This window comes from Telluria sp. ZB2R32 (genome assembly GCF_059685715.1).
On sequence record NZ_JCASIG010000006.1, the window covers coordinates 1 to 24117 of the forward strand.

General features: G+C 67.4%; 24 protein-coding genes and 1 rRNA gene. 10 read left to right on the forward strand and 15 right to left on the reverse strand.

The window, feature by feature from the left end; genetic code table 11:
• The 4 genes from AC56LG_RS17685 to AC56LG_RS17700 form a co-directional block, all read right to left on the reverse strand.
• Positions 1-88 (reverse strand): 16S ribosomal RNA (locus AC56LG_RS17685); the annotation flags it as partial.
• 439 nt (positions 89-527) lie between these two features.
• Entirely contained in the window at positions 528-2186 is a 1659-nt protein-coding gene (locus AC56LG_RS17690) for a L,D-transpeptidase family protein (RefSeq protein ID WP_497167384.1), read from the reverse strand.
• Between the two features lie 10 nt (positions 2187-2196).
• Entirely contained in the window at positions 2197-2733 is a 537-nt protein-coding gene (locus tag AC56LG_RS17695) for a metal-dependent hydrolase (RefSeq protein WP_497167385.1), read from the reverse strand.
• Positions 2734-2958: 225 nt separating this feature from the next.
• Positions 2959-5175: a molybdopterin-dependent oxidoreductase gene (locus AC56LG_RS17700; protein ID WP_497167386.1), complete on the reverse strand. Its 2217-nt coding sequence runs from the start codon at positions 5173-5175 to the stop codon at positions 2959-2961.
• A gap of 185 nt (positions 5176-5360) precedes the next feature.
• Here AC56LG_RS17700 and AC56LG_RS17705 point away from each other — a divergent pair, with 185 nt between their 5' ends.
• Positions 5361-5672, forward strand: coding sequence for a hypothetical protein (locus AC56LG_RS17705; RefSeq protein ID WP_497167387.1), 312 nt, complete (start codon positions 5361-5363; stop codon positions 5670-5672).
• A 46-nt stretch (positions 5673-5718) separates the two neighbouring features.
• On the opposite strand, the gene AC56LG_RS17710 is transcribed toward AC56LG_RS17705, so the two are convergent.
• The 3 genes from AC56LG_RS17710 to AC56LG_RS17720 form a co-directional block, all read right to left on the reverse strand.
• Positions 5719-5907 (reverse strand): hypothetical protein, encoded by a 189-nt coding sequence (locus AC56LG_RS17710; RefSeq protein ID WP_497167388.1) that lies wholly within the window; start codon positions 5905-5907, stop codon positions 5719-5721.
• Between the two features lie 18 nt (positions 5908-5925).
• A complete protein-coding gene (locus AC56LG_RS17715) occupies positions 5926-6321 on the reverse strand; it encodes a hypothetical protein (RefSeq protein ID WP_497167708.1) in 396 nt (131 codons plus the stop codon).
• Positions 6322-6482: 161 nt separating this feature from the next.
• Positions 6483-7394: a LysR family transcriptional regulator gene (locus AC56LG_RS17720; RefSeq protein ID WP_497167389.1), complete on the reverse strand. Its 912-nt coding sequence runs from the start codon at positions 7392-7394 to the stop codon at positions 6483-6485.
• Between the two features lie 109 nt (positions 7395-7503).
• Here AC56LG_RS17720 and AC56LG_RS17725 point away from each other — a divergent pair, with 109 nt between their 5' ends.
• From AC56LG_RS17725 to maiA, 4 genes are read left to right on the forward strand one after another with little or no spacing between them, the layout of a single operon-like run.
• A complete protein-coding gene (locus AC56LG_RS17725; protein WP_497167390.1) occupies positions 7504-8709 on the forward strand; it encodes a 3-hydroxybenzoate 6-monooxygenase in 1206 nt (401 codons plus the stop codon).
• A gap of 20 nt (positions 8710-8729) precedes the next feature.
• Complete coding sequence (gene gtdA, locus AC56LG_RS17730) at positions 8730-9791, forward strand: gentisate 1,2-dioxygenase (protein ID WP_497167391.1); 1062 nt, start codon at positions 8730-8732, stop codon at positions 9789-9791.
• Positions 9792-9812: 21 nt separating this feature from the next.
• Positions 9813-10523 (forward strand): fumarylacetoacetate hydrolase family protein, encoded by a 711-nt coding sequence (locus AC56LG_RS17735; protein ID WP_497167392.1) that lies wholly within the window; start codon positions 9813-9815, stop codon positions 10521-10523.
• Between the two features lie 2 nt (positions 10524-10525).
• Complete coding sequence (maiA, locus tag AC56LG_RS17740) at positions 10526-11170, forward strand: maleylacetoacetate isomerase (protein WP_497167709.1); 645 nt, start codon at positions 10526-10528, stop codon at positions 11168-11170.
• A 16-nt stretch (positions 11171-11186) separates the two neighbouring features.
• On the opposite strand, the gene AC56LG_RS17745 is transcribed toward maiA, so the two are convergent.
• The gene (locus AC56LG_RS17745) at positions 11187-12704 is read right to left on the reverse strand and encodes a peptidoglycan D,D-transpeptidase FtsI family protein (RefSeq protein ID WP_497167393.1); all 1518 of its coding nucleotides are present in this window, start codon (positions 12702-12704) and stop codon (positions 11187-11189) included.
• A gap of 3 nt (positions 12705-12707) precedes the next feature.
• A complete protein-coding gene (locus tag AC56LG_RS17750) occupies positions 12708-12971 on the reverse strand; it encodes a trimeric intracellular cation channel family protein (RefSeq protein ID WP_497167394.1) in 264 nt (87 codons plus the stop codon).
• Between the two features lie 15 nt (positions 12972-12986).
• Here AC56LG_RS17750 and AC56LG_RS17755 point away from each other — a divergent pair, with 15 nt between their 5' ends.
• A complete protein-coding gene (locus AC56LG_RS17755; RefSeq protein WP_497167395.1) occupies positions 12987-13886 on the forward strand; it encodes a LysR family transcriptional regulator in 900 nt (299 codons plus the stop codon).
• A 99-nt stretch (positions 13887-13985) separates the two neighbouring features.
• Here the strand turns inward: AC56LG_RS17755 and AC56LG_RS17760 are convergent, their stop codons facing one another.
• The 6 genes from AC56LG_RS17760 to AC56LG_RS17785 form a co-directional block, all read right to left on the reverse strand.
• Positions 13986-15149: an MFS transporter gene (locus AC56LG_RS17760; protein WP_497167396.1), complete on the reverse strand. Its 1164-nt coding sequence runs from the start codon at positions 15147-15149 to the stop codon at positions 13986-13988.
• A 10-nt stretch (positions 15150-15159) separates the two neighbouring features.
• The gene (nadC, locus tag AC56LG_RS17765) at positions 15160-16026 is read right to left on the reverse strand and encodes a carboxylating nicotinate-nucleotide diphosphorylase (RefSeq protein WP_497167397.1); all 867 of its coding nucleotides are present in this window, start codon (positions 16024-16026) and stop codon (positions 15160-15162) included.
• Entirely contained in the window at positions 16026-17195 is a 1170-nt protein-coding gene (locus AC56LG_RS17770) for an acyl-CoA dehydrogenase family protein (RefSeq protein ID WP_497167398.1), read from the reverse strand. The genes nadC and AC56LG_RS17770 overlap by 1 nt, the downstream gene beginning before the upstream one ends.
• A gap of 50 nt (positions 17196-17245) precedes the next feature.
• Positions 17246-18148 carry a VOC family protein gene (locus tag AC56LG_RS17775; protein ID WP_497167399.1) on the reverse strand — a complete coding sequence of 301 codons (903 nt, stop codon included), beginning with the start codon at positions 18146-18148 and terminating at the stop codon, positions 17246-17248.
• A gap of 87 nt (positions 18149-18235) precedes the next feature.
• Positions 18236-19078: an alpha/beta fold hydrolase gene (locus AC56LG_RS17780; protein ID WP_497167400.1), complete on the reverse strand. Its 843-nt coding sequence runs from the start codon at positions 19076-19078 to the stop codon at positions 18236-18238.
• A 146-nt stretch (positions 19079-19224) separates the two neighbouring features.
• Complete coding sequence (locus tag AC56LG_RS17785) at positions 19225-19920, reverse strand: TetR/AcrR family transcriptional regulator (RefSeq protein WP_497167401.1); 696 nt, start codon at positions 19918-19920, stop codon at positions 19225-19227.
• A gap of 247 nt (positions 19921-20167) precedes the next feature.
• On the opposite strand from AC56LG_RS17785, the gene AC56LG_RS17790 reads away from it, so the two are divergent.
• The 4 genes from AC56LG_RS17790 to AC56LG_RS17805 are packed head-to-tail and all read left to right on the forward strand — an operon-like array spanning position 20168 to position 24016.
• Entirely contained in the window at positions 20168-21154 is a 987-nt protein-coding gene (locus tag AC56LG_RS17790) for a substrate-binding domain-containing protein (protein WP_497167402.1), read from the forward strand.
• An 8-nt stretch (positions 21155-21162) separates the two neighbouring features.
• A complete protein-coding gene (locus tag AC56LG_RS17795) occupies positions 21163-22191 on the forward strand; it encodes a cupin domain-containing protein (protein WP_497167403.1) in 1029 nt (342 codons plus the stop codon).
• Entirely contained in the window at positions 22188-23051 is an 864-nt protein-coding gene (locus AC56LG_RS17800; protein ID WP_497167404.1) for a fumarylacetoacetate hydrolase family protein, read from the forward strand. Before AC56LG_RS17795 ends, AC56LG_RS17800 begins: the two co-directional genes overlap by 4 nt.
• A gap of 5 nt (positions 23052-23056) precedes the next feature.
• Positions 23057-24016 (forward strand): PDR/VanB family oxidoreductase, encoded by a 960-nt coding sequence (locus tag AC56LG_RS17805; protein WP_497167405.1) that lies wholly within the window; start codon positions 23057-23059, stop codon positions 24014-24016.
• The last annotated feature ends 101 nt before the right edge of the window (positions 24017-24117 follow it).

Here is a 24117-nt window from a genome sequence, read left to right on the forward strand (position 1 = left end):
GCCAGGTTGCCCCGCGCTGCCGTTCGACTTGCATGTGTAAAGCATGCCGCCAGCGTTCAATCTGAGCCAGGATCAAACTCTTCAGTTTAATCTCTGTTTTTGACACTTTCGTGTCACCCTTATTGCTAAGGGGTCGCTCACTCAAGATACTGACCGTCATCCCATTGCTGAGACAACGCTTAATACTTTTGTGAACATTTGATAATTTAAGTAATCAAGAACCGAAGTTCCTGGCACCTTCATCAAACGCCCACACTTATCGACTGTTAATTTTTAAAGAACTTTATTCCGTACTGCCTTGCTGCATTCTGCGAATCGTTTTGTTCGTCAGCAGCAGAGAAGTGAGATTATGCAGTATTTCGCTTGACTCATCAACCCCTCATTTCGCTTCGCTGCAAATTTCCCTGTCGAGCTCGTTATTGTAAGCACTTGATTACACTAACGTTTTCTGCTCGAACCGAAGCGGAGGCGAACTATAGCAAACTCCGCGACACGCTGCAAGTCCCGGTGCTGCGCAGGAAGACGCGCTAAGAAGTGCGAGCCGGTTGCGCACCCGCCGCGGAGACGAGTTGCCTGCGGCGGGCCGCCAGCGCCCGCTCGAGCTTCGGGTCGCGGCCGTAGATATCCGCGGCAAAGCGCGGATTCCCTTCCCAGTCGACGCTGGCGGTGGCGTAGAACATCACGACGGGAATCGCCTGGACCAGGTCGACGTGCCGGGTCGGCCCCGGCTGCAGCGCTTCCTGGATCGTGTCGGCGTTCCATTGACGCTGCCGGCCCAGCACGTACTGGGCCAGGGCCGCCGGATGCTCGACCCGTATGCAGCCGTGCGACAGGTCGCGCCGGCTGCGCTGGAACGCCTCGCGCGCCGGGGTCGAGTGCAGGTAAATGTCCATCGGATTCGGCAACGCAAACTTGATCGCGCCCAGTGCATTCTTCGCTCCCGGGCGCTGGCGCACGCGCGCCCGGCCTGCCTGAAGATCGGCCACGCTGGCGCCGGCCGGCACCGTCTCCATCTCGTTCTGCGCGAGGTAGGCAGGATTGCGCTTGAGCTTGGGCAGGAGTTCCTTGTCGAGGATGCTGCGCGGGACGTTCCAGTACGGATTGAACTCGAGGTAGCGCATCCGGCCGACGAACAGCGGGGTTTCGGTCTTGACCGCGGAGCCGACCACGACCCGCATCTCGAGCGGCGCCACGGCGCTTTCGCCATTGCCATCGGCCTTGTGCAGCGCCCACAAGCGGTAGGCCGGCAGGTCGACCAGGATCAGCGGACCGGGGCCGACATCGGGCAGCCAGCGCAGGCGCTCCAGCGTCAGTTCCAGCTGGCGTACGCGCCGCGTCGGCGGCACATTCAGGGCGTCGATCGTGCCACGGCCCAGCACGCCGTCATCGACCAGTCCATGACGGGCCTGGAAATGCCGGACGCCCTCTTCCATCCGCTCGTCGTAGATGCCGTCGGGTGGAGGCGGCGCATCGGCCGGCAAGTCGCCCAGCAGCACCAGGCGCGCATGCAGCGCCTGCGCGCCCCGATAGGCGCTGCCGGGCACGGCTTTGGCGGCCGGTCGCGGCAGCGCCGGATACGGCTGCCCGGACAGCGCGCGGTAAGCCGCCAACGCCGCCTTGACGCGTCCGTACTGCCAGATTGTCGGCTGCGCGGCCTGGACCGCGGCCTGCAGCTTTCCGGCGGCGAGTCCGGCGCGCAGGCGCTCGACCGGATCGTACTGTTTCAGGCGCGGATCAGGCAGGCGGGTGTGGTATTCGGAGCGCACGCGGCCGACGCGCAGGTCGGCCAGGTAGCGCAGCATGGCCGAGGTCAGCGCGACGTCGAAACGGGCGCTATCGGCTTTGCCTGCGCGCAGTTCGCGCTGCAGCGCGTCGGTGCCATAGTCGAGCGGGTCCAGGCCCTGCAGCCTGGCCTGGCCCAGCACCCACAAGGCTGCCGCGGCAGTCGACGGATTCCAGGCCGGCGCGTACTTGCGCGGACCGTAGAAGCGGTCGAGCCAGCCGCGTTCGTCGTAGGGACCCGTGGGCATTGCGGGCGACTGCGCGGCCTGGACGGCCAGGGCATGGATGGCGGCGGGGGCCGGCCGCGCGCCGGCGGCGTGGGCGGGACCTGGGACAAGCGCCGGGATGAGCGCCGCGGCCGCACAGAACGCGAGCGCAACGCCGATTTTCTGGCTGAGCTTCATGACAGAATCATTAAAAATGCATCGAAGTCAAACAAGCCGGCATGACGAGACTGATGAATTTGCAGGTATATTCGTTGCGGAAATATACAGCGTCGGCAATAACGAATGCCGCGGCCCATGCCAGAAACTCAACAATCATGTCGCATCGTCCACTTTTCCATAAATTGAGAGAATGGCGACCGATAATCCATGGCACGCCCAGTGGATTTGGCCAATCAGCGAGCAGATGCATCAAGCCACCCGCGGCAAAGCCGAATGCGACTGGTGCATAAGCCGATTCATTGAGCGAAAAATATGAATAAGCCAATAACGCGAACCAGGCGATTCCCCAATGCGTCCAGGTCCGATGGGTGATCCACAGTTTTCGCTTCCTCGACCACCAGGCCACCTCGAGCCAGTCGGGCGCAGTTCCTCCCGAGATGCCCGCGAAAACGGCGAGGATGCTCCAGATATGGTAGGGCCCACTTGCCCCCGCGTGAAATACAAGAGCGGCAGCAATCAACCCGGCGGCAATGCCGGTCGAATGATGCGCGTTACTGGAAGCCATGATTCTGAAACGATAGGCAGTCAACGATAAGGGACGCCAATATACAGTTCAGGAACAGGAAATCAAAATTTAAATCGGAATTCGGCAGTTCCGGTAATCAATCGAAATGGATTTGCTAAAATAGCTTGCTTATATATCATTGGAAGTGCGCCGCCGGCTCATAAGATCGACAATATATTTGCGAATGTCGATTGATATGAAAGCGCTGATCGAATTAACTTGCTCTCAGAGCGGCGCCATCTCCACCGCCACGCCGGACAGCACTGCATTTCCCGACAAGGGATCGCGCAGGTTCTCGTCCAGCAGCGCGTTCAGGTTCACGCCGGGCTGCTGCGCCGCCACGCCAAGACGGATGCCTGCCAGGTCGTGGCCCCAGCCATGCGGCAGGCTGACCACGCCGGGCATCATCTCGTCGCTTACTTCGACCTGGACTTGGACACGGCGTAGGCCGTTACCGAGCCGCGCCATGCCGCCGTCAACCAGGCCGAGGCGGGCTGCGTCGACCGGATGCACCAGCGCCGTGCAGCGATAGGCGCCCTTGGCCAGCACCGGCAGGTTGTGCATCCAGCTGTTGTTCGAGCGCAGCTGGCGCCGGCCGACGATGACGAGATCCGGTGCGGGCACAGCCAGGTCCGCCGCCACCCGCGCCAGGTCATCGATCAGCATGATTGGGGCGAGTTCGATTTTCCCCGATGGCGTGCGCAAGGCTTCGGGAATGCGCCGGGTCATCGGTCCCAGGTCGATGCCGGAGGGGGCTTGCCTGATCCTGTCCAGCGTGAGCCCGCCGGGCACTTGGCCGAACCCGTCGCCGTAAGGGCCGCTGCGCAAGGCCAGGTCCAGCAGGCGTTGCGGCCCGCGCTGCGGTCCCAGCGTCGCCATCACCTCCGCGGCGGCCGGACCGAAGGCCTTGTCCAGCTCCTCCAGGAGCAAGGCGTCGTCCAGGGCCGCGATGTCGGCGTCGGCGCCCTTCCCTGCGGCGATCGCGGCGATGCGCAGCACGCTCTCCCACTCGTCGGGCACCCCTGGCTGACGCTGAAGTACCGGCTCGCTGTAGCGCGCATGATTGCGGTGCGAGAACTGGGTGAAGGTGACGTCGTAGTGCGCGTCCTCCAGCGGCGACGGTCCGGGCAGGATCACATCGGCGTGGCGCGAGGTTTCGTTGAGGTAGATGTCGAGACTGACCATGAACTCCAGCCGGTCCAGCGCGGCCGCCAGGCGCGGGCCGTTGGGGCTGGAGAGCACCGGGTTGCCGGCGATGGCGATGAGCGCCCTGATCTGCCCGGGGCCGGGCGTGTCGATTTCCTCGGCCAGGCAGGTGATCGGCAGCTCGCCCGCCACTTCCACCGCACCCGACACCCGCGAGCGATGGCGGCCACTGATTACCCCGCGGCCGGCGCCCGGCTTGCCGCGCGTATTCGCAGCGAACGCCGCGGCCTTGGGAAACATGGCGCCGCCCTCCTCGTCGAGGTGACCGCTCAGGACGTTGATCACATCGATCAGCCAGGAACACAAGGTGCCGAACTGCTGGGTGCAGGTGCCGATACGGCCATAGATGGCGGCGCGCGGCGTGGCGGCGAGCGACCGGGCCAGGCCGCGAATGGTGGCGGCATCGATGCCGCAGCGCGCGGCGACGCGTTCGGGCGCGTAGTCGCGCACCGCCGCGGCAAGCTCCTCGACGCCGTTGCAGTGCGCGCCCAGCCGGCCAGGACGCACCAGGCCTTCGTCGAACAGCGCCTGCACCATGCCGAGCAGGAAGAACACGTCGGCGCCGGGACGAATGAAATGGTGGGCATCGGCCACGTCGGCGGTCTCGGTGCGGCGCGGATCGACCACGACCAGCTTGCCGCCGCGCGCGCGCAAGGCCCTGGCCTTGCCGCGGAAGTCCGGCACCGTCCACAAGCTGCCGTTCGATACCATCGGGTTGGCGCCGAGGACCAGCAGGAAGTCGCAACGTTCGATATCGGGAACGGGAACCGACAGCCAGCTGCCGAACAGGAGGCCGCTCGACAGCATCTTGGGCACTTGGTCGACGCTGGACGCCGAGAACATGTTGCGCGTGCCCAGCGCCCGCGCCAGGCGCGGGAAATAGAGCATCAGGCTCATCTTGTGCGAGACCGGATTGCCCAGCACCGTCGCCACTGCGTCCGGTCCGCCGGCCGCGATGACCGGCGGCAGGCGCCGTTCGATCTCCGCATAGGCTTCGCTCCAGCTGGCTTCGATGAACTTGCCGCCGCGCTTGATGAGCGGCACGCGCAGGCGGTCGGGGTCGTCGTGCAAGTCCTTGAGGCCGATGGCCTTGGGGCACAGGAAGCCCTGCGAGAACACGTCGTGCCGGTCGCCGCGAATACGGACGACGCGGCCCTCCTCGACGTCCAGTTCGAGGCCGCAGCTGGCCTCGCAGAACGGGCAGATACGGTGGGCGATTGCGGTCGAGCTGGTCATGGCGAACCCCTTGGGCAAGGAAAACCGAACGATCGTTCGATTGTGGTTCAGGGGTGGTGCAAATGTCAAGCAGCTGGGGTGGGCTTCTATTCTTGCGGGAAATACCTCACATCACGAGAAAGAATTGGCGCTTGATGCTGCACTGCACAATAATTCACGATCCCCTACAGAATTCAAACCCCATCATGAAGAAATCGATCGCACTTTTCTGCTTCGCGCTTTGCACCGGTGCCGGCTCCGCAGCCCAGGCCGCGGACAATGGCGCCGCCGCCTGCACGCAACTCTCGTCCGACATCGCTGCCCGCAGCGCGCTCTTCGTCAAGGTCGCCAGCGCTGCGCCGGTGTTGACCGACAGCATGCCGTCGGTCCCCGCAGCCGAGCGCCAGGTTGGTGACGACCAGACGCTTGCATTGCACAACCTGGCGCATGAAATCTGGTCGTTGCGTACGCGTATGGCTTATCTGGATTGCACCCAGGCCAGGACGTTCGCTTACTAGTTCGCTTACCAAGTTCGCTTACCAGGCAAGCGGCGTCATTCCGGATTTACGACGAGCGCGCCTCCTTCATCATGACCAGCAAGGTCAACAGGCACGCAAACACTGGCGGCCCCCAATCGTAGATCCGCAGCGGGCGCGAGCCCATGGTGGTGGAAAAGGCGACGACGACCAGCGTCCAGATGGCGGCGGCCGCCACCACGACAATGACATCCCTGCGGCTTGGTTGAGTACTCATGGCATGCATCCTTTGCTGTTATTTGGACCAGAGGAAATGGGGCTTTGCCTTGCCGACCAGGAGTCCGGAATAGCTTTTGCCGTATGCCAGGATGAGCAGGCCGCACAGCAGCAGTTCCTGGGTCCCGGTGAACAACTGGCGCGGGTGCGGTGAAATGACGAGATTCAGGTAGGCGATCTGGAACGCGATGCCGGCCATGACGGCCAGCGCCAGCGGCACGAAGACATTGAACAACAACATCGACCCGAGCACGATTTCCAGGTACTTGATGAACGGGTAGAAGCCGATATTGTTCATTTCGGCGAGATAGGGGCCGACGGCCCCGGCCTTGCTGAAATCCGGGATGACGCCGAAGACCGCGTAATTGATGCCGGATTTTAAAAAGTGGATCGCGTAATAAAACCGCAGCCACATCACCAGATACTTCCACGGGCCTTTTTCGGCATCGATCACTTGGTCTCCTTTGGGTTCGATGTTATGAAGTGAATATCCCAATGTAGAGCGATCGTACAAGCCGAGCAACGGCCTCCCTTGCAATTCTGCTATGCAGCCGGCGCTCGGCTCGGGCGGCCAGGTCAGCCACCCGCCTCCTGGCCGAACAGGCCGGCGAATACCTGCCGCAACCAGCGGTTCGACCCATCGGCATGAAAGCGCTCGTGCCAGTGCTGCTTGACCTGGAAGCTCGGCAGCTCGACCGGCACCGGCAGCAGGCGCACGTCTTCGCTGTCGCCCATGGCGGCGGCGTAGCGGTGCGGCACGATGGCCAGCAGCCCGGTCTGGGCGACGATGCGCGCCACGCCGAGAAAGCTGGGCAGGCGCAGGACGACGCGGCGCTGGATGCCTTCGCGCGCGAGCACCTTGTCGACGATGGCGTGGCCGGTGCCGGAGGTGCGCACCAGCACGTGTTCTTCGCGGCGCAGCGCTTCCAGGTCGAGGTCCTTGTCGTCCCGAATGCGCGGATGGCGCTTCGACACCAGGCAGACAAAGTGCTGGTCGAACAGCTTCTGCTGGTAGAAGCCCGCCTCCAGGTGCGGCATGAAGCCGACCGCCAGGTCGACCCGGCCGTCGGCCAGTTCCAGCGGACTGTCGGGCGAAATCTTCGAGATCTCGACCTGGATGCCGGGCCCGTGTTCGGACAGGTAGTTGAGCAGGCGCGGCAGCAAGACGATCTCGCTGATGTCGGTCATGCAGATGCGGAACGCGCGCGTGCTGCCGCCCGGGTCGAATACCGGTTCGTCGGCCAGCGCGTGCTGCAGTGCCTGCAGCGCCCGGCGCACGTCGCCAATCGCATTTTCGGCGCGCGGCGTCGGCTCCATGCCCTTGGCGGTACGGCTGAACAGGCGGTCGTTGAAATGTTCGCGCAGCTTGCCCAGGCCCAGGCTCACCGTCGACTGCGGCAGCGCCAGGTTGCGCGCCGCGCGCGTCACGTTGCCGGTCTTGTAGATCTCGTCGAAGATCAGCAGCAGTTCGAGATCGAAGCGTTTCATCCGGCCACCACTATTGGAAATCCTGATTATAGCAATCAGAGACGATCAGTTTCCAATATAGTCGAATCGCGGCAGACTGGGGCCATTCAAGCGACGTATGGAGCCCATCATGACCCCGAGCGACACCCACAAACCCACCGTCATCATCGCCGGCGCCGGCATCGGCGGCATCGCCACCGCGCTGGCGCTGGCGCGCCTGGGCATCCACGTGACGGTGCTGGAACAATCGCCGACGCTGGGCGAAATCGGCGCCGGCCTGCAGCTGGCGCCGAATGCCTTTGCCGCGCTGGACGCGCTCGGCGTCGGCGCCGCGGTGCGCGACCGCGCCGTGTTCACCGAACGCCTGGTGATGATGGACGCGATCGACTGCAGCGAAGTCGGTTCTTTCGAAGTCGGCGAACCCTTCCGCGCGCGCTTCGGCAATCCCTATGCCGTCATCCACCGCGCCGACATCCATACCGCCATCCTCGCGCACGTGCAGGACACGCCGCATATCGATCTCGTCACCTCCTGCCGCATCGAGGCGATCGAACAGGACGCGGCCGGCGTCACGGTGCACGCGGGCGACGGCCGGCGCTTCCGCGCCGATTACCTGGTCGGCTGCGACGGCATCAAGTCGGTGGCGCGCGAGGTCGTGGTGGGCGACGCGGTGCGCGTCTCCGGCCACGTGGTGTACCGCGCGGTGGTGCCGGCCGCCGAGATGCCCGAGGCGCTGCGCCTGAACGCGCCGGTGCTCTGGGCCGGCCCCAACTGCCACCTGGTGCACTACCCGCTCAGGAGCGGCGACCAGTACAACCTGGTCGTCACCTTCCACAGCCGCGAACCGGAAGTCTGGGACGTGCGCGACGGCAGCAAGGACGAAGTGCTGTCGTATTTCACCGGGATCGCCGAGCTGCCGCGCCAGCTGCTGCATTGCCCGTCGAGCTGGCGCCGCTGGAGCACCGCCGACCGCAACCCGGTCGACAACTGGACGAAGGACCGCATCACCCTGCTCGGCGACGCCGCCCACCCAACCCTGCAATACCTGGCGCAAGGCGCCTGCATGGCGCTGGAAGACGCGGTCACGCTGGGCGAAGCGGTGCGCCGCTGCGGCTTCGACATGGAAGCGGCGTTCGCGCTGTACCAGAGGTCGCGCATCGCCCGCACCGCGCGCGTGGTGCTGTCGGCGCGCGAGATGGGCCGCCTCTACCATGCCCACGGCGTCGAGCGCCTGGTGCGCAACGACTTGTGGAAGGGCCGCGAACAGCGCGGCTTCTACGAAGCGCTGCAGTGGCTATACGCCTGGAACGCGGCCGACTGCCTGGCCACCAACTGAACCCTATCAGGAAAATCACCATGCAACACACGACACCGCAGGACATCGCCGCCGCGCGCCGCGCCCTCTACGACGACATGCTGGGCCTGCACCTGACGCCTTTGTGGGAGTCGCTGCACTCGCTGGTGCCGAAGCAGCCCGCCCCCGGCTACGAAGCCGCGCTGTGGCGCTTCGCCGACCTCGAACCGCTGCTGGCGCGCGCCGGGGAACTGATCTCGGCCGAGGAAGCCGTGCGCCGCGTGCTGGTGCTGGAAAACCCGGCCCTGCCCGGCAGCTCCTCGATCACCCATTCGCTGTACGCCGGCATGCAGCTGATCCTGCCCGACGAAGTCGCGCCGGCGCACCGCCATACCCAGTCCGCGCTGCGCTTCATCGTGCAGGGCGAAGGCGCCTACACCGCGGTGGACGGCGAACGCACCACCATGCACCCGGGCGACTTCATCCTGACGCCGTCGTGGGCCTGGCACGACCATGGCAACCCGGGCATCGACGGCGTGGCCGAACCGGTGGTCTGGCTCGACGGCCTCGACATCCCGATGACGCGCTTCTTCAGCGGCGGCTTCGCCGAGAACGGCGCAGCGGCCAGCCAGCAGGTGGCGCGCCCCGAGGGCCGCAGCCTGGCCGCCTACGGTTACAACATGGCGCCGGTGCGCCAGCTGCATACCCGTTCCAGCTCGCCGATCTTCAACTACCCCTACGCCCGCTCGCGTGAAGCGCTCGACACGCTGCGCCGCCAGCAGGAGATCGATGCCTGGGTCGGCGTCAAGCTGCGCTACATTAACCCGCTCACCGGCGGCGCCCCGATGCCGACCATCGGCGCCTGCATGCAACTGCTGCCGGCCGGCTTCACGGGCCTGCCGCACCGCAGCACCGACGGCACCGTCTACAGCGTGGTCGAAGGCAGCGGCAGCGCCACCATCGGCGGACGCCGCTACGATTTCGCGCCGCGCGACACCTTCGTGGTGCCGTCCTGGGCCACGCTGGTGCTGGACGCGCCGCAGGACGTGGTGCTGTTCAGCTTCTCGGACCGTCCCGTGCTCGAAGCGCTCGGCATGCTGCGCGAAGAATTCCTCCCCGCATAACGTTTTACGAAAGAGACCACCATGAACCAGCAATTCGTCTTCGCGCCGGCGCCCGCCGTCGGCCTTCCCGTGCACGGCACGGACGCCGCCTTCCCGGTGCGCCGCGTCTACTGCGTCGGCCGCAACTACGCCGCCCACGCGCGCGAAATGGGCTTCGACCCGGACCGCGAACCGCCGTTCTTCTTCTGCAAGCCGAACGACGCCGCCTCGATCGTGCCGGTGCCGGCCGGCGCCACCGTCGAGCTGCCCTACCCGCCGTGCACCGGGAATTACCACTACGAGATCGAACTGGTGGTCGCCATCGGCAAGGGCGGGCGCGACATCGCGCCCGAGGACGCCGCGCAGCACATCTTCGGCTACGCTGTGGGCCTGGACATGACCCGGCGCGACCTGCAGATGCGCATGCGCGAAGCCGGCCGCCCCTGGGAAATCGGCAAGGCCTTCGACTATTCGGCGCCGATCGGCCCGATCACGCCAGTGGGCGACTGCGGCGCGATCGACGCCGGCGCCATCGCCCTGACGGTCGACGGCAAGACGGTGCAGAGCAGCGACATCACCCACCTGATCTGGAACATCAACGAAACCATCGCCCAGCTCTCGACCCTGTTCGAACTGCAGCCGGGCGACCTGATCATGACCGGCACGCCCGAAGGCGTGGGCGCCGTCGTGCGCGGCCAGACCATGCACGGCAGCGTCGCCGGCCTGGCGCCGATCAGCGTCAAGGTCGTATGACCATGCTGCTGCATACCTACTACCGCAGCTCGGCCTCGTACCGGGTGCGCATCGCGCTGAACCTGAAGGAGCTGGTGGCCGAGGAAACCTGGGTCCACCTGTCGAAGAACGGCGGCGAGCAGTTCGGCGCCGCCTTCGACGCCGTCAATCCGCAGCACCTGCTGCCGGTGCTGGAGATCGACGGCCTGGTGCTGCCGCAGTCGCTCGCCATCATCGAGTATCTCGACGAAACGCGCCAGGGCGCGCCGCTGCTGCCGCCCGACCCGGCCGGCCGCGCGCGGGTGCGCGCGCTGTCGCAGATGATCGCCGCCGACATCCATCCGGTGAACAACCTGCGCGTGCTGAAGTATCTCGGCGCGGAACTGAACGCGAGCCAGGACCGGAAGAACGCCTGGTACCGCCACTGGGTCGCGCTCGGCCTGGAGGCGCTCGAGCGCCAGCTGGCCGGCAACCCGGCCACCGGCCGCTTCTGCCACGGCGACACGCCCGGCATGGCCGACTGCTGCCTGGTGCCGCAGTTGTACAACGCGCGCCGCTTCGACTGCGACCTCTCCGGCTATCCGACGCTGCTTGCCATCGACGCCCACTGCGCCGAACTGGCCGCCTTCCGCGCCGCGCATCCGGACCTGCAGCCGGACGCCGAGTAAGCGCAGCGCAGCATCGTCAGGGCGCTTGCGTCACCTGCTCGACCGGCACGATGATGTCGGCCACCGGCGCATCGGGCGCAACTTCCAGCGCCCGCAGCGTGTCGCGCGTCACGGCCGCGAACACCGGCGCGGCGACGCGGCCGCCGAAATAGCCGCCCTCGGTGGGTTCGTCGATCATCACGGCGACGATGATGCGCGGCGCCGACACCGGCGCGAAGCCGACGAAGCCGGCGATGTAGCGGTTGGTATAGCGGCCGGCGACCGGCTTGTGGGCGGTGCTGGTCTTGCCCGCTACCCGGTAGCCGGGCACCTGCGCCCTTGGCGCAGTGCCGGCCGCGCTGCCGGGAAAACCGAGCTGCGGCGCCTGGCCGAATCCAGCCTTCGTCAGCAGGCTCCACATGTCCTGCGCGGGCATGCGCAGGGCCAGCTTGACGGTGCCGACGTTGGACGACTTCTGCAGCACTTCCGCTACGCTCAGGGTGCCGTGCCGGCTGGCGTCGCGTATCGTGGCGCGTCCGATCGTCAGGTGACCGGGCGCGGTGTCGACCGGCGTGTCCGGCGTCGCCAGCCCGCGTTCCAGCGCCAGCGCGATCGTGAACGGCTTCATCACCGATCCCGGTTCGTAGGTATCGGTCAGCACCCGGTTGCGTAGCTGGGCTCTATTCAGCACACGGCGGTCGTTCGGGTCATAGTGCGGCAGGTTGGCCAGCGCGAGCACTTCGCCACTCTGCACGTCGAGCACGACGATGGCGGCGGCCTGCGCCTTGTGCCGGTCGAGCGCCGCCTTCAAATGCGAGGCGGCGATGTGCTGGATGTCGCGGTCGATCGACAGCGCCAGGTCGCGTCCATCGCGCGCCGGCAGCGTCGCTCCGGCGTCTTCCACGATCCGTCCGAGACGATCCTTGATCACCCGGCGGCTGCCCGCCTTTCCGGCGAGGCTGGCCTGGTGGGCCAGTTCCATGCCTTCCTGGCCGACGTCCTCGACATTGCTGAATCCCACCAGATGCGCCGTCAGCTCTCCCTGCGGGTAGTGGCGCTTGTACTCGTTGCGGGTGCCGATGCCGTCGATGCCGAGCCGGCGCACCGCCTCCAGCAGATCCGGGTCCGCCTGCCGCTTGAGGTACACGAAACTTCGTTGTGGCGCCAGCCGGGCATCCAGGCTCGCGCCGGACATGCCGAGCAGGCGCGCCAGCGCGTCGCGCTTTTCCGGCACCGCCCGGCGTACCTCTTCGGGAATGGCCCAGAGAGACTTGGCAGGGAGCGACATCGCCAGCACCTGGCCATTGCGGTCGAGTATGCGTCCACGGGTCGCGGGTAGTTCAAGGGTACGCGCATAGCGCGCGGCACCGCGTTCGCGCAGGAAATCGCCGGAGAACATCTGCAACCAGGCGGCGCGCACTCCCAGCGCGGCAAAGCCCGCGAAGAGTACGAACAGCACCAGCCGCGAGCGCCAGGCCGGCAGCGCTGCCGCCAGTACCGGGCTCGCGGAAAATGGCCCGCCCTTGCCGGCAGCGATGCGAAATGTGGACGACATGAATCAGTGGAGCGGATCGCGCTCGTCGTCGAACGAGCTGGTGTCCGCCTCCAGCACCGGCAACGCCAGCGCAAAGCGCAGCGCCAGCAAGCGGAAGGCAAAGCCTGTCCCGATGGCGGTGGCGCTGGCCAGTCCGGCGCCGACGCCGAGGTGCAGCAGGCCCACGTAGAGTGCGCCGGTTGCCAGGGAAACCGTGGCGTACAGGTCGCGCCGCAGCACCAGCGGCACCTGGTTGCACAGGATGTCGCGCAGCAGCCCGCCAAACACTCATGCGCTTTACTCATGAATATCAAACAGCTTGAACATCTCCTGGCTGTCGCCGAGCATCGCTCCTTCAGCCGTGCCGCCGAACGCATGTTTATTACCCAGTCCGCCTTAAGCCGCAGCATCGCCGCACTCGAAGACGAACTCGGCGCGTTGCTGTTCGACCGCGTCGGAAAACGCGTCGAGCCGACGCCGCTGGGCACGCACGTCGCGGCGCGCGCTGCGGAGCTCGTGCGCGATGCCGGCGAACTGCGGCGCAGCGTCGACATTTTCCAGGGTGGGAAAGGCGGGACCTTGCGCGTCGGGCTCGGATCGGGCCCGGCCGCCATGCTGACCACACCCCTGCTCTGCCATATGGCCGAGCACCATCCGCGCGTCCACGTGCGCATCACGGGCGGGCCGGTCGCGCTGCAGCTGATGCAGCTGCGCACGCACGAGCTCGACGCGCTGATTGCCGATGCGCGCAGCATCGAGCCGGCAGCCGACCTCGTAGCCGAACCGATCGGCGAGCTGCGTACTTGCTTCGCCTGCCGTACCGACCATCCGCTGGCGCCGCAGACAACGGTGACGCTGGGGCAGGTGTTGGCCTATCCGGTCGCCTCCACACCCCTGTCCGATGAAATCGCCCGGTTGCTGGTAGAACTGTACGGTCCCGAGGCACTGCCCGAGAAGATGACGACCTTGCAGTGCGACGACGTGCCCAGCCTGGTGCGCGCGGTAGTGAGCTCGCCGGCGGTCTTCCTTGGCCTGGCCGCAGCGGTGCGCGCAGAAATCGGCGCCGGGACCCTGGTCGAGCTGGCCGTCGCCCCGGCCCTGGCCGCGCGCGCGCGCTTCGCCTGCGTCACCCTGGCCGGGCGGACCGAGGCGCCGGTAATGGCTGCGTTCCGTCGCTTCGCCGCGGAGCGGCTCATGGACTGAAGAGGCTTTTCTCGAAGCAGCAACCGTTCATGGACATCCTGATCGAGGCGACCCACGCGCAGTCGGAAGCCTCATCGACGGGGCATGTGCGGCGGGCAGTCAGCCCGCGTCGGGCTGGCGCCGCTGGCGCAGGGCGAATCCGATCCCGCAAGCCAGCACCGCCGCCAGCGCCCAGAATACCAATCCCGTCCCCCCGGCCGACCCGAGCGCCCCGAAGCCGACCGGCAGCGCCGTCTGGCTGGCGTTGACCAGCATCGTGCGTACGCCGATCGCTTCCCCGCTGCGCCCCGGCGGCGCGTTGTTCTGCAGTTCGCCCATGATCATCGGCAGCGCCGAGCCGAGCCCCACGCCCAGCACGAAGGACAGCGCCAGCAGCGGCGCCAGCGCGTGCGACAGCGGCAGCAGCGCGTACACCAGCGCCGCCAGTGCCAGCGCGCCGGCCAGCACATGCCAGGGCGCGAGCCGGCGGGCGAGGAAAGGCATGGCCAGGCGCACGGCGAAGGTGCCGGCGCCGAACGCGCCCATCACCAGCCCGATGGCCGAGGCGGACAGGCCGACGCGAGCGCCGTGCACGGGCATCATGAAGGAAAACAGGTCCCAGCCCATCGATAGCAGCGTGCTGACGATGAACACGGCGCGCAGCGGCGCGTGGCGCAGCAGGTCGGCCACGCGCGGCCGGGCGCCGCCGGGCGGGCGCGCCGGCGCGACGGCGGCCGCGCGCCGCTGCGTCCACAGCAGCGCCATGGCCAGCAAGGGCAGCAATGCCAGGGACAGGAAGGCGGCGCCGTGGCCGGCCAGGTCGACCAGCAGGCCGGCGATCACCGGCCCGGCGATGGTGGACGTCGAAATGCCGAGCGCCAGCATCGAGAAAGCGTGGGTGCGGCGGTCCGGGGCGGCGCCATTGCCGACGGCGTTATTGATGACGAGATGCACCAGCACGAAGCCGCTGCCGAGCAGCACCGCGGCCGCGCCCAGGCCGGCCAGCCCGGGTAGCGACGGGGGCAGCGGCAGCGGCGCCAGCAGCAGCGCCGCCGCGAGCATCAGGAGCGCCAGCAGCAGCGGAGTGGCGGGCGCGCTGCGGTCGGTCCAGCGCCCGGCATGGATCGACACGCACATCGGCACCAGCGCCAGCAGGCTGATGACCAGACCGACCTCGAACGGCGTGCCGCCCCGCGCGACGGCGGACAGGGTCAGCACCACGCGCCCGCCGGCAAAGGCGGTGTGCGCCAGCACCAGCAGCGCGATCAGGCTGGCCAGCTTCATCGGTGCCGGTTCAGGCGCCGTGCACTGGCGCGGGATTGAAGCGCATCGAGAAGTCGATCGCGCGCAGGTCCTTGACCAGGGTGCCGGCCGAAATCCGGTCGACGCCGCTCTCGGCCAACCCGCGCAAGCCTTCGTAGCGCACGCCGCCGGAAATCTCCAGGCTGCAGCGCCCCGCCGCCAGTTGCACCGCTGCGCGCACCTGCTCGAGCGGCATGTTGTCGAGCAGGACCATCGGCACGCCGGCGGCCAGCGCTTCTTCCAGCTGGGCCAGGGTTTCCACCTCGACCTGGATGAAAGCGGGGCTGCCGCCGGCCTGCAGCGCCGCCGCATAGGCCGCGCCCAGGCCGCCGCAGGCGGCGATGTGGTTTTCCTTGATCAGGATGGCGTCGTGCAGGCCCATGCGATGGTTCTTGCCGCCGCCGCAGCGCACCGCGTACTTCTGGGCCACGCGCAGGCCGGGGATGGTCTTGCGCGTGTCGAGGATGGCCGCGCGCGTGCCGGCCACGGCGGCGACGTAGTGCGCCGTCGCCGTCGCCACGCCGCTCAGCGTCTGCAGGAAGTTCAGGCAGGTGCGTTCGGCCGTCAGCAGGCCGCGCGCGCTGCCGCAGATCTCGACCACCGGCGCGCCCGCCATGCAGCGACCGCCGTCCTCGACGTGCCACAGCGCCTGGGCCGAGGGCGACACCTGGCGCAGCGTCTCCATCACCCAGGGCCGGCCGCAGAGGATCGCCTCTTCGCGGCAGACGATGGTGGCGCGCGCCGTCCGCCCGGCCGGCACCAGCGCCGCCGTCAGGTCGCCGGCGCCGACGTCTTCCTGCAGGGCGCGCCGGACGTCGGACTCGACCTGCTGCGCGAACCGTGCTTCCGGCACGCTCATCAGATCACCACGCCGCGCGGGATCGGCACGCCGTAGAGCGAACCGGCATACGCCGCATACACCGGGTCGTCGACGTTGCAGGCGTGGCCCATCGCCACCGACAGGTCGCGCCAGGTGCGCTGGATCGGATTGGTGACGCGGCTGGCGTTGCCGCCGGCGTGCTTGAACACTTCGGCGGCGGCGCTGGCGGCGCGGCGCACGGCGCGCACCTGGTTCACGCGCGCCTTGTACTTCATCTCCTTGGTGACCCGGCCGCCGGCCTGCACCAGCTTGTAGATCTCGCCGATCTCGCCCAGCACGTGCTGGCGCGACGCGTCGATGTCGGCCAGCGCCGCGCCGAGCGAAGCCATGTGGTACGGATTCTGGGTCTGGCTGGTGCCCATGCGGGTCACGCGCGAGCCGGTGTATTCGGCAAAATGATTGACCACGCCGGCGGCGATGCCCAGCGTCGCGGCCGAAATCGCGCCGGGGAAGAACAGGTCGAACGGGATCTGGTACAGCGCCGTGCCCGGGCGGTTGCGGCTGGCGTAGACGCAGTCGTTGAGCTCCTGCACGTTGTAGGTGCGGTATTCGGGCACGAACACTTCGTTCACGACGACGTCCTTGCTGCCGGTGCCCGACAGGCCCATCACGTTCCACGAATCCTGCAGGATCTCGTAGTCGGCGCGCGGCAGCACGAAATGAGTGAGCACGTTGAACACGCCCGGCGCCTCGGCGCTTTCGGCGAAGCCGCCCAGCACGGCCCACTTGCAGTGGTCGGTGCCCGACGAGAACGGCCACTGGCCGCTCAGGACGTAGCCGCCGTCGACACGGCGCGCCTTGCCGATCGGGGCGTAGGGCGAGGCGGTCCAGGTGTCGTGGTCCTGGCCCCAGACTTCTCCCTGCATGCGCGGGTCGCCCTGGCCGAACTGGAACGGGTGCACGCCCACCACCGAGCCGACCCAGCCCATCGACGAGGCCTTCGAGGCCAGGTCGATGACGGTCTGGTAGAACTCGCGCGGATCGGCTTCGAAGCCGCCGTACTCCTTTGGCTGCAGCATGCGCACCAGGCCGCTGTCGCGGATCAGGCGCGCGCCTTCGTCGGTGATGCGGCCCAATGCGTTACTGGGCAGTTCCTGGGCGGCAAAGCTGTCGATGTTGCCGATGATGGTTTCTCGTACCGGATGCATGCTATCTCCTGAATGTGTCGTTTTACGTGGGTGCGGAAGGCTGCGCCGGCTCAGCGCCGCGGCGCCTCTTCCATCATCAGCGCGGTCAGTTCCTTGTGCTGGCGGCGGTGGCCCCAGCTGCTCGGCTTGTCGTAGGTGCGCGGCACCCACAGGTCGTGCTCGACGTCCAGCCCGCCCCAGCCGTATTCGAGGCGGAAGCCCGACGGCGTGTACATGTAGAACGAGATCATGTGGTCGTTGCTGTGGCGGCCCAGCGTGGTCGTGATCGGGATGGCGCGTTCCTCGCAGATGTCGTGCGCGCTGCCGACGTCGTCGAGCGCATTGACCTCGATCATCAGGTGCAGGAAGGCGACTTCGCGGGTCGGCAGGCTGGCGATCGCCAGCGAATGGTGGCGCCCGTTGATGTGGTAAAAGTGCGCTTCGAGCGGACCGTCGCGCACGATGTCGGACGGGTGGAACCCCATCACCTCGCGGTAGAAGCGGTCGCCCTCCTCCAGGTCGGCCACGGCCAGCACGACGTGGCCCAGGCCCTGTTCCGCGGTACGGAAGCCGCTCATGGCACGGCTCGGGTGGAAGGGCGCGACCGTGTGGTACTGGCCCCAGCTCAGTTCATGGCGAAAGCCCGACGGGTCCTTGAACCAGTAAAAGCCCTCGACCTTGCGCTCGGCGCTTTCCTCGCGCGTGCACCGGGCCGTCTCGAGGCCATGGGCGCGCACGCGCTCGATCACGGCCAGGGCGCCGGCTTCGTCCTGCACGCTCCAGCCGATGTAGGCGACCGCGTTGCGCGCGCCCGGGTGGATCGCGATGCGGTGGTGCGCTTCATCCAGGCGCAGGCGCACCGCGCCGTCGGCGCCGTGGCCGGCCAGCTGCAGGCCCAGCACTTCCGGGCCGAAGGTTTCCCACGCTGTGTGTTCGGGGGATGCGACCCCCAGATAGGCAAGCGACTTGATCATTCGCTGTCTCCATTTATTTTGTAGAGCGCAAGCTCTGGAATCTTGGTTCATCCACGGCCGAAAGCGGCCCGGATTGCGTGCATAGGGTCAGGCGGCGACCGGATTGCCTTCGATGAAGGAATCGATCACGCGGTTGAATTCGTCGGTATGTTCGAGCTGGACCCAGTGGCCGCAACGGTTGACGATGTAGACGCGCGAGTTGGCGATCGCGCGCGCCAGCACCAGGGCCGAATTGAAGTGGACGGTGCGGTCGTCGCGGCCATGCATCAGCAGGGTCGGCGCGGCGATGGTGGCCACGCGCTGCGGGTCGAGCCTGACCATCGGCTTGCCATGGCCGCTCTTCCAGCCCTCGATGTGATCGGGACGCGCCAGCGTGGCCTTGACGCGCTCGGCCAGCAGGTCGTCGGTGACGTGGCGCGTATCGAAGGCCATGCCCTCGACGAACTTGCGCATGGTTTCGATCGACGGGTTGAAATAGGCCGCTTCCAGCGCCTTGACGCCTTCGGACAGGCCGGCCGGGTCGAAGATGCCCGGCACGCCCGCGGACGAACCCATGGTGATCAGGTGGGTCACCAGTTCCGGACGCTCGTAGGCCAGGCGGATGCAGGACGAGCCGCCCATCGAGTTGCCGACGAAGGCGGCGCGTTCGATGCCGAGCGCTTCCAGGAATTCGGCCAGCGCGCCGCTGTTGTCGCGCTGCTCGTAGTGGACGGCCTGGGATTTGCCCCAGCCCGGCAGGTCGACGGCGAGCACGCGGTATTTCTTCGCCAGCGTCGCGATGTTCGGGTTGTAGTTGCTCCAGGACGAAGCGCCCGGTCCGCCGCCATGCACCAGCACCAGCGGATGACCCTCGCCCGCCTCGTGGTAGTGGATGTCCCAGTTTTTAGTCTTGATGCGCTTGCTGGTGCTCGCTTCGGTGATGTTCGCCACGTCTTCCTCCATTGAATAAGGGGTATCGGTCGCCTGCTGGCGCCGCGTTCAATGGATATTAACTGAATCTCCGTTCTAGAATCAATATTTTATTTTCGCGTGATTCGGCGCCTGCGCCCACCCATTTGCGGGGGGCGCTTTCGCCGTCAGGCCTGGCGTGCGCGCCGGGCCGGCTTGCGCGCAGCGGCGCCCGCGGGCAGGCTGGCCTGGGCCTGGGCGACCAGGTGGACCAGGCTCGCCGCCAGCATCGGCCGGAACGACTGGATCGATTCGCCCGATGCGCCGGCGATGGCGTTGCCGTCCTGCAGCGCCAGTGCGAAACCGCTCAGCCGGTCCGGCAGGTCGGGGTCGTGCGCGACCAGGGCGTCCGGCATGGCATTGCGCCACCAGGCCGCCAGCTCGGCGCGCTGGCGCTGGCGGATCGCCAGGAAGCGCTCGCGCGCCACCTGTTCGCGCACCGATTTTTCCACGCTCAGGATGACCCCGAGGCGCCAGAAGTCGGCCGCGTCGTACTGGCGGCCGGGCTCGGCGCTGCCGAAGATGCGCGCGATGTGTTCCTCGAGCCCTTCGCCGGGCCCCGGCTGCAGGGTGGCGGCGACCTGGCTGTGCCAGCGTTCGAAGCTGGTCTCGATGAGCGCGGCCAGCAGCAGGTCCTTGTTTTCGAAGTGCCAGTAGACGCTGCCGACCGGCAGTTCGGCGCGTTTGGCGACCTTGGCCATGGTGGCGCCGCTGTAGCCGTCGTCGCAGATGACTTCGAAGGCGGCGTCGAGGATGCGTTCGCGCGAGGCGGCGCTGGTGCGGTGTTCTCCCGAACGGCGGGGACGTGGTGGGGTGAGGGACATGGTGACTGGGGCATTCTCCTGAATCGAAAAAAAATGGTAACACGGGCATTGGCAAATTACTTACTGCCGAGTGAGTGCGGGCATGGAACCCCGAATGAGCGAGCGCACCGTTTCATGCGGTTTACGAATGATTTAGGGGGATTGATGCGCCACCTGCATAGCTGAAATGAAGCTTTGCGCGTTGCTTCGCTTGCCACGATCACAAAAAATAGGGCCAGTTGATCACGCCTCAATCGTCAAGGAACACATGAACAAACTCAATCTCTCCGTGGCCATCGGTAACTACGACCGCTGCCGTCCCCTGATCGACGGCGCCGTCCAGATCGATGGCGTCAATCCGATCTTCATGACGCTGTCGCCGGAAGAGATCTTCTTCCGCGCCTTCCGCGGCGAGGAATTCGACATCTGCGAACTGTCGCTCTCGAGTTCCACCGTCAAGACCGCCGACGGCAAGCTGCCCTACGTCGGCGTGCCGGTGTTCCTGTCGCGCGCCTTTCGCCATACCGCGGTCTACGTGCGCACCGACCGCATCAACAAGCCCGAAGACCTGCGCGGCTGCCGCATCGGCCTGCCCGAATACCAGCTCACCGCCAACGTCTGGGTGCGCTCCTTCCTGCAGGACGACCATGGCGTGGCGCCGGAAGACGTGACCTGGGTGCGCGGCGGCATCTCGCACGCCGGCCGCCCCGAAAAGATCAGGCTCGACCTGCCGCCGAACGTGAAGCTGGAAGACGCGCCCGAAGGCGAAACCATCTCCAGCCTGCTGGCCAAGGGCGAGATCGACGCCTACGTGGCGCCGCGCGCACCGGACCTGCCGCCCGGGACGCCGAACGTCGGCTGGCTGTATCCGGACCCGGTCGCCGCGGCCCGGGATTACTTCCGCCGCACCCGCATCTTCCCGATCATGCACATCCTCGGCGTGCGCCGCGAACTGGCCGAGCAGCACCCGTGGCTGCCGGGCGCCGTCTACAAGGCCTTCAACCAATCCAAGCAAGTGGCGCTGGAACACCTGAGCGAAACCTCGGCCACCAAGATCACCCTGCCCTTCGCCGAGGAACGCCTGAAGGAAGCGCGCGACCTGATGGGCGAGGACTTCTGGTCCTACGGCATCGACGGCAACCGCCACGTGCTCGAGAAATTCTTCGACCACCACCACCGCCAGGGCCTGTCCTCGCGCCTGGTGACGCCGGAAGACCTGTTCCATCCGGGTACCTTCGAATCCTTCAAGCTGTAAGGAACGCCATGAGCGAACACACTTCCGCCGTCTACCAGCAGTGGCACGCCGCCCGCCTGGCGCCATTATGGGCCAGCCCGAACGCGCACAAGCCGCCGCCCGGCCCGCTGGCGCCGCACATCTGGCGCTGGAGCGAGACCCGCCCGCTGGTCGACCTGGCCTTCCAGGAAACCTCGCCGGCGGCGGTGCAGCGGCGCGTGCTGCAGATGCTCAGCCCGCACGCGGCCTCGCCCGCCGACGAGCATACCTGCGGCAACGTGCTGGCCGCGCTGCAATGCCTGCTGCCGGGCGAGACCGCGCGCCCGCACCGCCACACCATGAATGCGCTGCGCTTCCTGCTCGAAGGATCGGGCGCGGTCACGCTGGTCGACGGCAAGGCCTGTCCGATGGAATTCGGCGACCTCGTGCTCACGCCCGGCATGTGCTGGCATGAGCACCGCCACGACGGCAGCGACCCGGTGGTCTGGCTCGACGTGCTCGACGTGCCGCTGCACCAGAACCTCGGCACCGTGGTATTCCAGCCGGGCCCGATGAAGGCCGCGCCGGCCACCATGGAGGACGCGGCCTTTGCCTCGGCGGGCATCCTGCCGGTCGAACTCGGCGGCCGCAGCGCGCACTCGCCGGTGTTCCGCTACCCCTACGCCGACGCCGTGCGCGCGCTCGCCCACGCGCCCGTCTCGCCCGACGGCGCGCGCCGCGTGCGCTACGTCAATCCAGTCAATGGCAGCGGCGCCATCCCCCTGCTCGACACCGCGATGCTGCAGGTCGACGCCGGCGTGACGACCCTGCCCACACGCAGCAACGCCAACCTGGTCTGCACCGTGGTCGAAGGCTGCGGCGAAACCCGCATCGGCGACCAGACCATCGCCTGGGGCCCGCGCGACACCTTCACCATCCCCCAGCACAACTGGGCGGCGCACCGCAGCTTCGACCAGGCCGCGCGCCTGTTCATCGTCTCCGACGCCGACATCCTGCGCCGCCTCGGCCTGCTGTCGGAAGACACCGCAACCGTTCCCATGAAAGACGCAACACCATGAATATCTGCTGGTACGACCAACACCAACTCGGCGTCGTCGCCGACGGCCGCGTGTATGCCGTGAGCGGCGCACTCGCCGCCTTGCCGACCGCGCGCTACCCGGCCGCGCCGGGCGACCTGCTGATCGCCCACCTCGACACGGTGCGCGCGGCGATCGAGCGCCTGCTGCCGAACGCGCCGTCGAAACCGGCGAGCGAGGTACGCTTCCTGAGCCCGGTAGCCAATCCCGGCAAGATCATCGGCGTGCCGGTGAATTACGCCGACCACGTGGCCGAAGCGAACGCCGACCAGGCCACCTTCACCGACCGCTACAAGGGTCCGATCCGCGAACAGGGCCTGTTCCTGAAAGCGGCCAGCGCCCTGGTCGGGCCAGCCGAGGGCGTGGCCCTGCGCTTCCCCGAGCGCCTGTCGCACCACGAAATGGAACTCGGGGTCGTGATCGGCAAGACCGCCGCCAACGTAGCGCAGGAAGACGCGCTGTCGTACGTGGCCGGCTACGCCATCGCGCTCGACATGACCGTGCGCGGCCCGGAAGACCGCTCGCTGCGCAAGTCGCTCGACAGCTACGCCGTGCTCGGCCCCTGGCTGGTGACCGCCGACGCCATCGGCGACGCCCAGCGGCTCGACATCAGCCTGTCGGTGAACGGCGAACTACGCCAGCGCGCCAGCACCGCCGAGATGATCATCGGGATCGCCGAGCAGATCGCCTGGGCCTCGAGCTACTACACGCTGCATCCGGGCGACATCATCATGAGCGGCACCTGCGCCGGCGTCGGCCAGGTGCTGCCGGGCGACGTGATCGATTGCGCGATCGAAGGCATCGGCGACATGCGCGTGGCCGTGCGCGCGGCGCAGGGGTAAGCGGCATGTCCGCCCCTTCCTCCGAGCGCATTGGTGTGCGCCTGCAGTCGGTCAGCTACGCCACGCCCGACATCCAGGTCTACGAATTCGTGCGCCCGGACGGCGCGCCGCTACCTGGGGCCAGCGCCGGCGCCCACGTCGACGTGCACCTGGCCAACGGCATCACCCGTTCGTACTCGCTGCTGCACGCCGAGCCGGCGCCGGCGCGCTACGTGGTCGGCGTCAAGCGCGATCCGAACAGCCGCGGCGGCTCGCAATACATGCACGAGCAGCTGCGCGTCGGCACCCTGCTCGCGCTGTCGGCGCCGCGCAACCACTTCCCCCTGGCGGAAGACGCGCCGCACAGCGTGCTGTTCGCCGGCGGCATCGGCATCACGCCGATCCTGTGCATGGCCGAACGCCTGCACGCGCTGGGCGCATCCTGGGAGCTGTGGTACGCCGTGCGCGCACGCAGCGACCTGGCCTTCCTGTCCCAGTTGGTGCGCTTCGGCGAGCGCGTGCGCCTGCACGTCGACGCCGAGGCGAACGCCGTGCTCGACATGGCCGCCATCGCCGCGCAGGCGCCGGCCGGCACCCATTTCTATTGCTGCGGTCCGGGCCCGATGCTGGCGGCCTACGAGCAAGCCACCGCCGCCCACCCGCCGGAGTCGGTGCACCTGGAACGCTTCGGCGCCGGCGCGCCGCTCGTCACCGGCGGCGACGGCTTCGTCATCGCGCTGGCGCGCAGCGGCGGCGAACTGCGCGTGCCGGAGACCTCGACCGTGCTGCAGGTCCTGCTCGAGAACGGCGTCGCCGTCGACTTCTCCTGCGAGGCCGGCATTTGCGGCAGCTGCGAGATCGGCGTGCTCGAAGGCGAAGTGGACCACCGCGACGAGGTGCTGACGGCGTCCCAGCGCGCCTCCAACTGCTCGATGATGGCTTGCTGCTCGCGCGCGAAAGGCGCGCGCCTGGTGCTCGACGTGTAACGCTTCCCTGCTTCCTCCTTTACCGCGCACCGGCTTCCGCCGCTGCGCGGTTTTTTATGGCCGTTCCTCCGGCATGCCGCGCGGCCTGCATCCGTGCGTTG

Excerpts from the sequence above, each read along its gene's own strand:
- AC56LG_RS17695 (WP_497167385.1), bottom strand. The coding sequence starts at position 2,733 with ATGGCTTCCAGTAACGCGCATCATTCGACCGGCATTGCCGCCGGGTTG.
- AC56LG_RS17755 (WP_497167395.1), top strand. The coding sequence starts at position 12,987 with ATGAATATCAAACAGCTTGAACATCTCCTGGCTGTCGCCGAGCATCGC.
- AC56LG_RS17700 (WP_497167386.1), bottom strand. The coding sequence starts at position 5,175 with ATGACCAGCTCGACCGCAATCGCCCACCGTATCTGCCCGTTCTGCGAG.
- AC56LG_RS17710 (WP_497167388.1), bottom strand. The coding sequence starts at position 5,907 with ATGAGTACTCAACCAAGCCGCAGGGATGTCATTGTCGTGGTGGCGGCC.
- maiA (WP_497167709.1), top strand. The coding sequence starts at position 10,526 with ATGCTGCTGCATACCTACTACCGCAGCTCGGCCTCGTACCGGGTGCGC.
- nadC (WP_497167397.1), bottom strand. The coding sequence starts at position 16,026 with ATGAGCGTGCCGGAAGCACGGTTCGCGCAGCAGGTCGAGTCCGACGTC.
- AC56LG_RS17705 (WP_497167387.1), top strand. The coding sequence starts at position 5,361 with ATGAAGAAATCGATCGCACTTTTCTGCTTCGCGCTTTGCACCGGTGCC.
- AC56LG_RS17775 (WP_497167399.1), bottom strand. The coding sequence starts at position 18,148 with ATGATCAAGTCGCTTGCCTATCTGGGGGTCGCATCCCCCGAACACACA.
- AC56LG_RS17745 (WP_497167393.1), bottom strand. The coding sequence starts at position 12,704 with ATGTCGTCCACATTTCGCATCGCTGCCGGCAAGGGCGGGCCATTTTCC.
- AC56LG_RS17735 (WP_497167392.1), top strand. The coding sequence starts at position 9,813 with ATGAACCAGCAATTCGTCTTCGCGCCGGCGCCCGCCGTCGGCCTTCCC.
- AC56LG_RS17690 (WP_497167384.1), bottom strand. The coding sequence starts at position 2,186 with ATGAAGCTCAGCCAGAAAATCGGCGTTGCGCTCGCGTTCTGTGCGGCC.
- AC56LG_RS17790 (WP_497167402.1), top strand. The coding sequence starts at position 20,168 with ATGAACAAACTCAATCTCTCCGTGGCCATCGGTAACTACGACCGCTGC.
- AC56LG_RS17795 (WP_497167403.1), top strand. The coding sequence starts at position 21,163 with ATGAGCGAACACACTTCCGCCGTCTACCAGCAGTGGCACGCCGCCCGC.
- AC56LG_RS17800 (WP_497167404.1), top strand. The coding sequence starts at position 22,188 with ATGAATATCTGCTGGTACGACCAACACCAACTCGGCGTCGTCGCCGAC.
- AC56LG_RS17720 (WP_497167389.1), bottom strand. The coding sequence starts at position 7,394 with ATGAAACGCTTCGATCTCGAACTGCTGCTGATCTTCGACGAGATCTAC.
- AC56LG_RS17715 (WP_497167708.1), bottom strand. The coding sequence starts at position 6,321 with ATGTGGCTGCGGTTTTATTACGCGATCCACTTTTTAAAATCCGGCATC.
- AC56LG_RS17725 (WP_497167390.1), top strand. The coding sequence starts at position 7,504 with ATGACCCCGAGCGACACCCACAAACCCACCGTCATCATCGCCGGCGCC.
- AC56LG_RS17760 (WP_497167396.1), bottom strand. The coding sequence starts at position 15,149 with ATGAAGCTGGCCAGCCTGATCGCGCTGCTGGTGCTGGCGCACACCGCC.
- AC56LG_RS17785 (WP_497167401.1), bottom strand. The coding sequence starts at position 19,920 with ATGTCCCTCACCCCACCACGTCCCCGCCGTTCGGGAGAACACCGCACC.
- gtdA (WP_497167391.1), top strand. The coding sequence starts at position 8,730 with ATGCAACACACGACACCGCAGGACATCGCCGCCGCGCGCCGCGCCCTC.
- AC56LG_RS17805 (WP_497167405.1), top strand. The coding sequence starts at position 23,057 with ATGTCCGCCCCTTCCTCCGAGCGCATTGGTGTGCGCCTGCAGTCGGTC.
- AC56LG_RS17770 (WP_497167398.1), bottom strand. The coding sequence starts at position 17,195 with ATGCATCCGGTACGAGAAACCATCATCGGCAACATCGACAGCTTTGCC.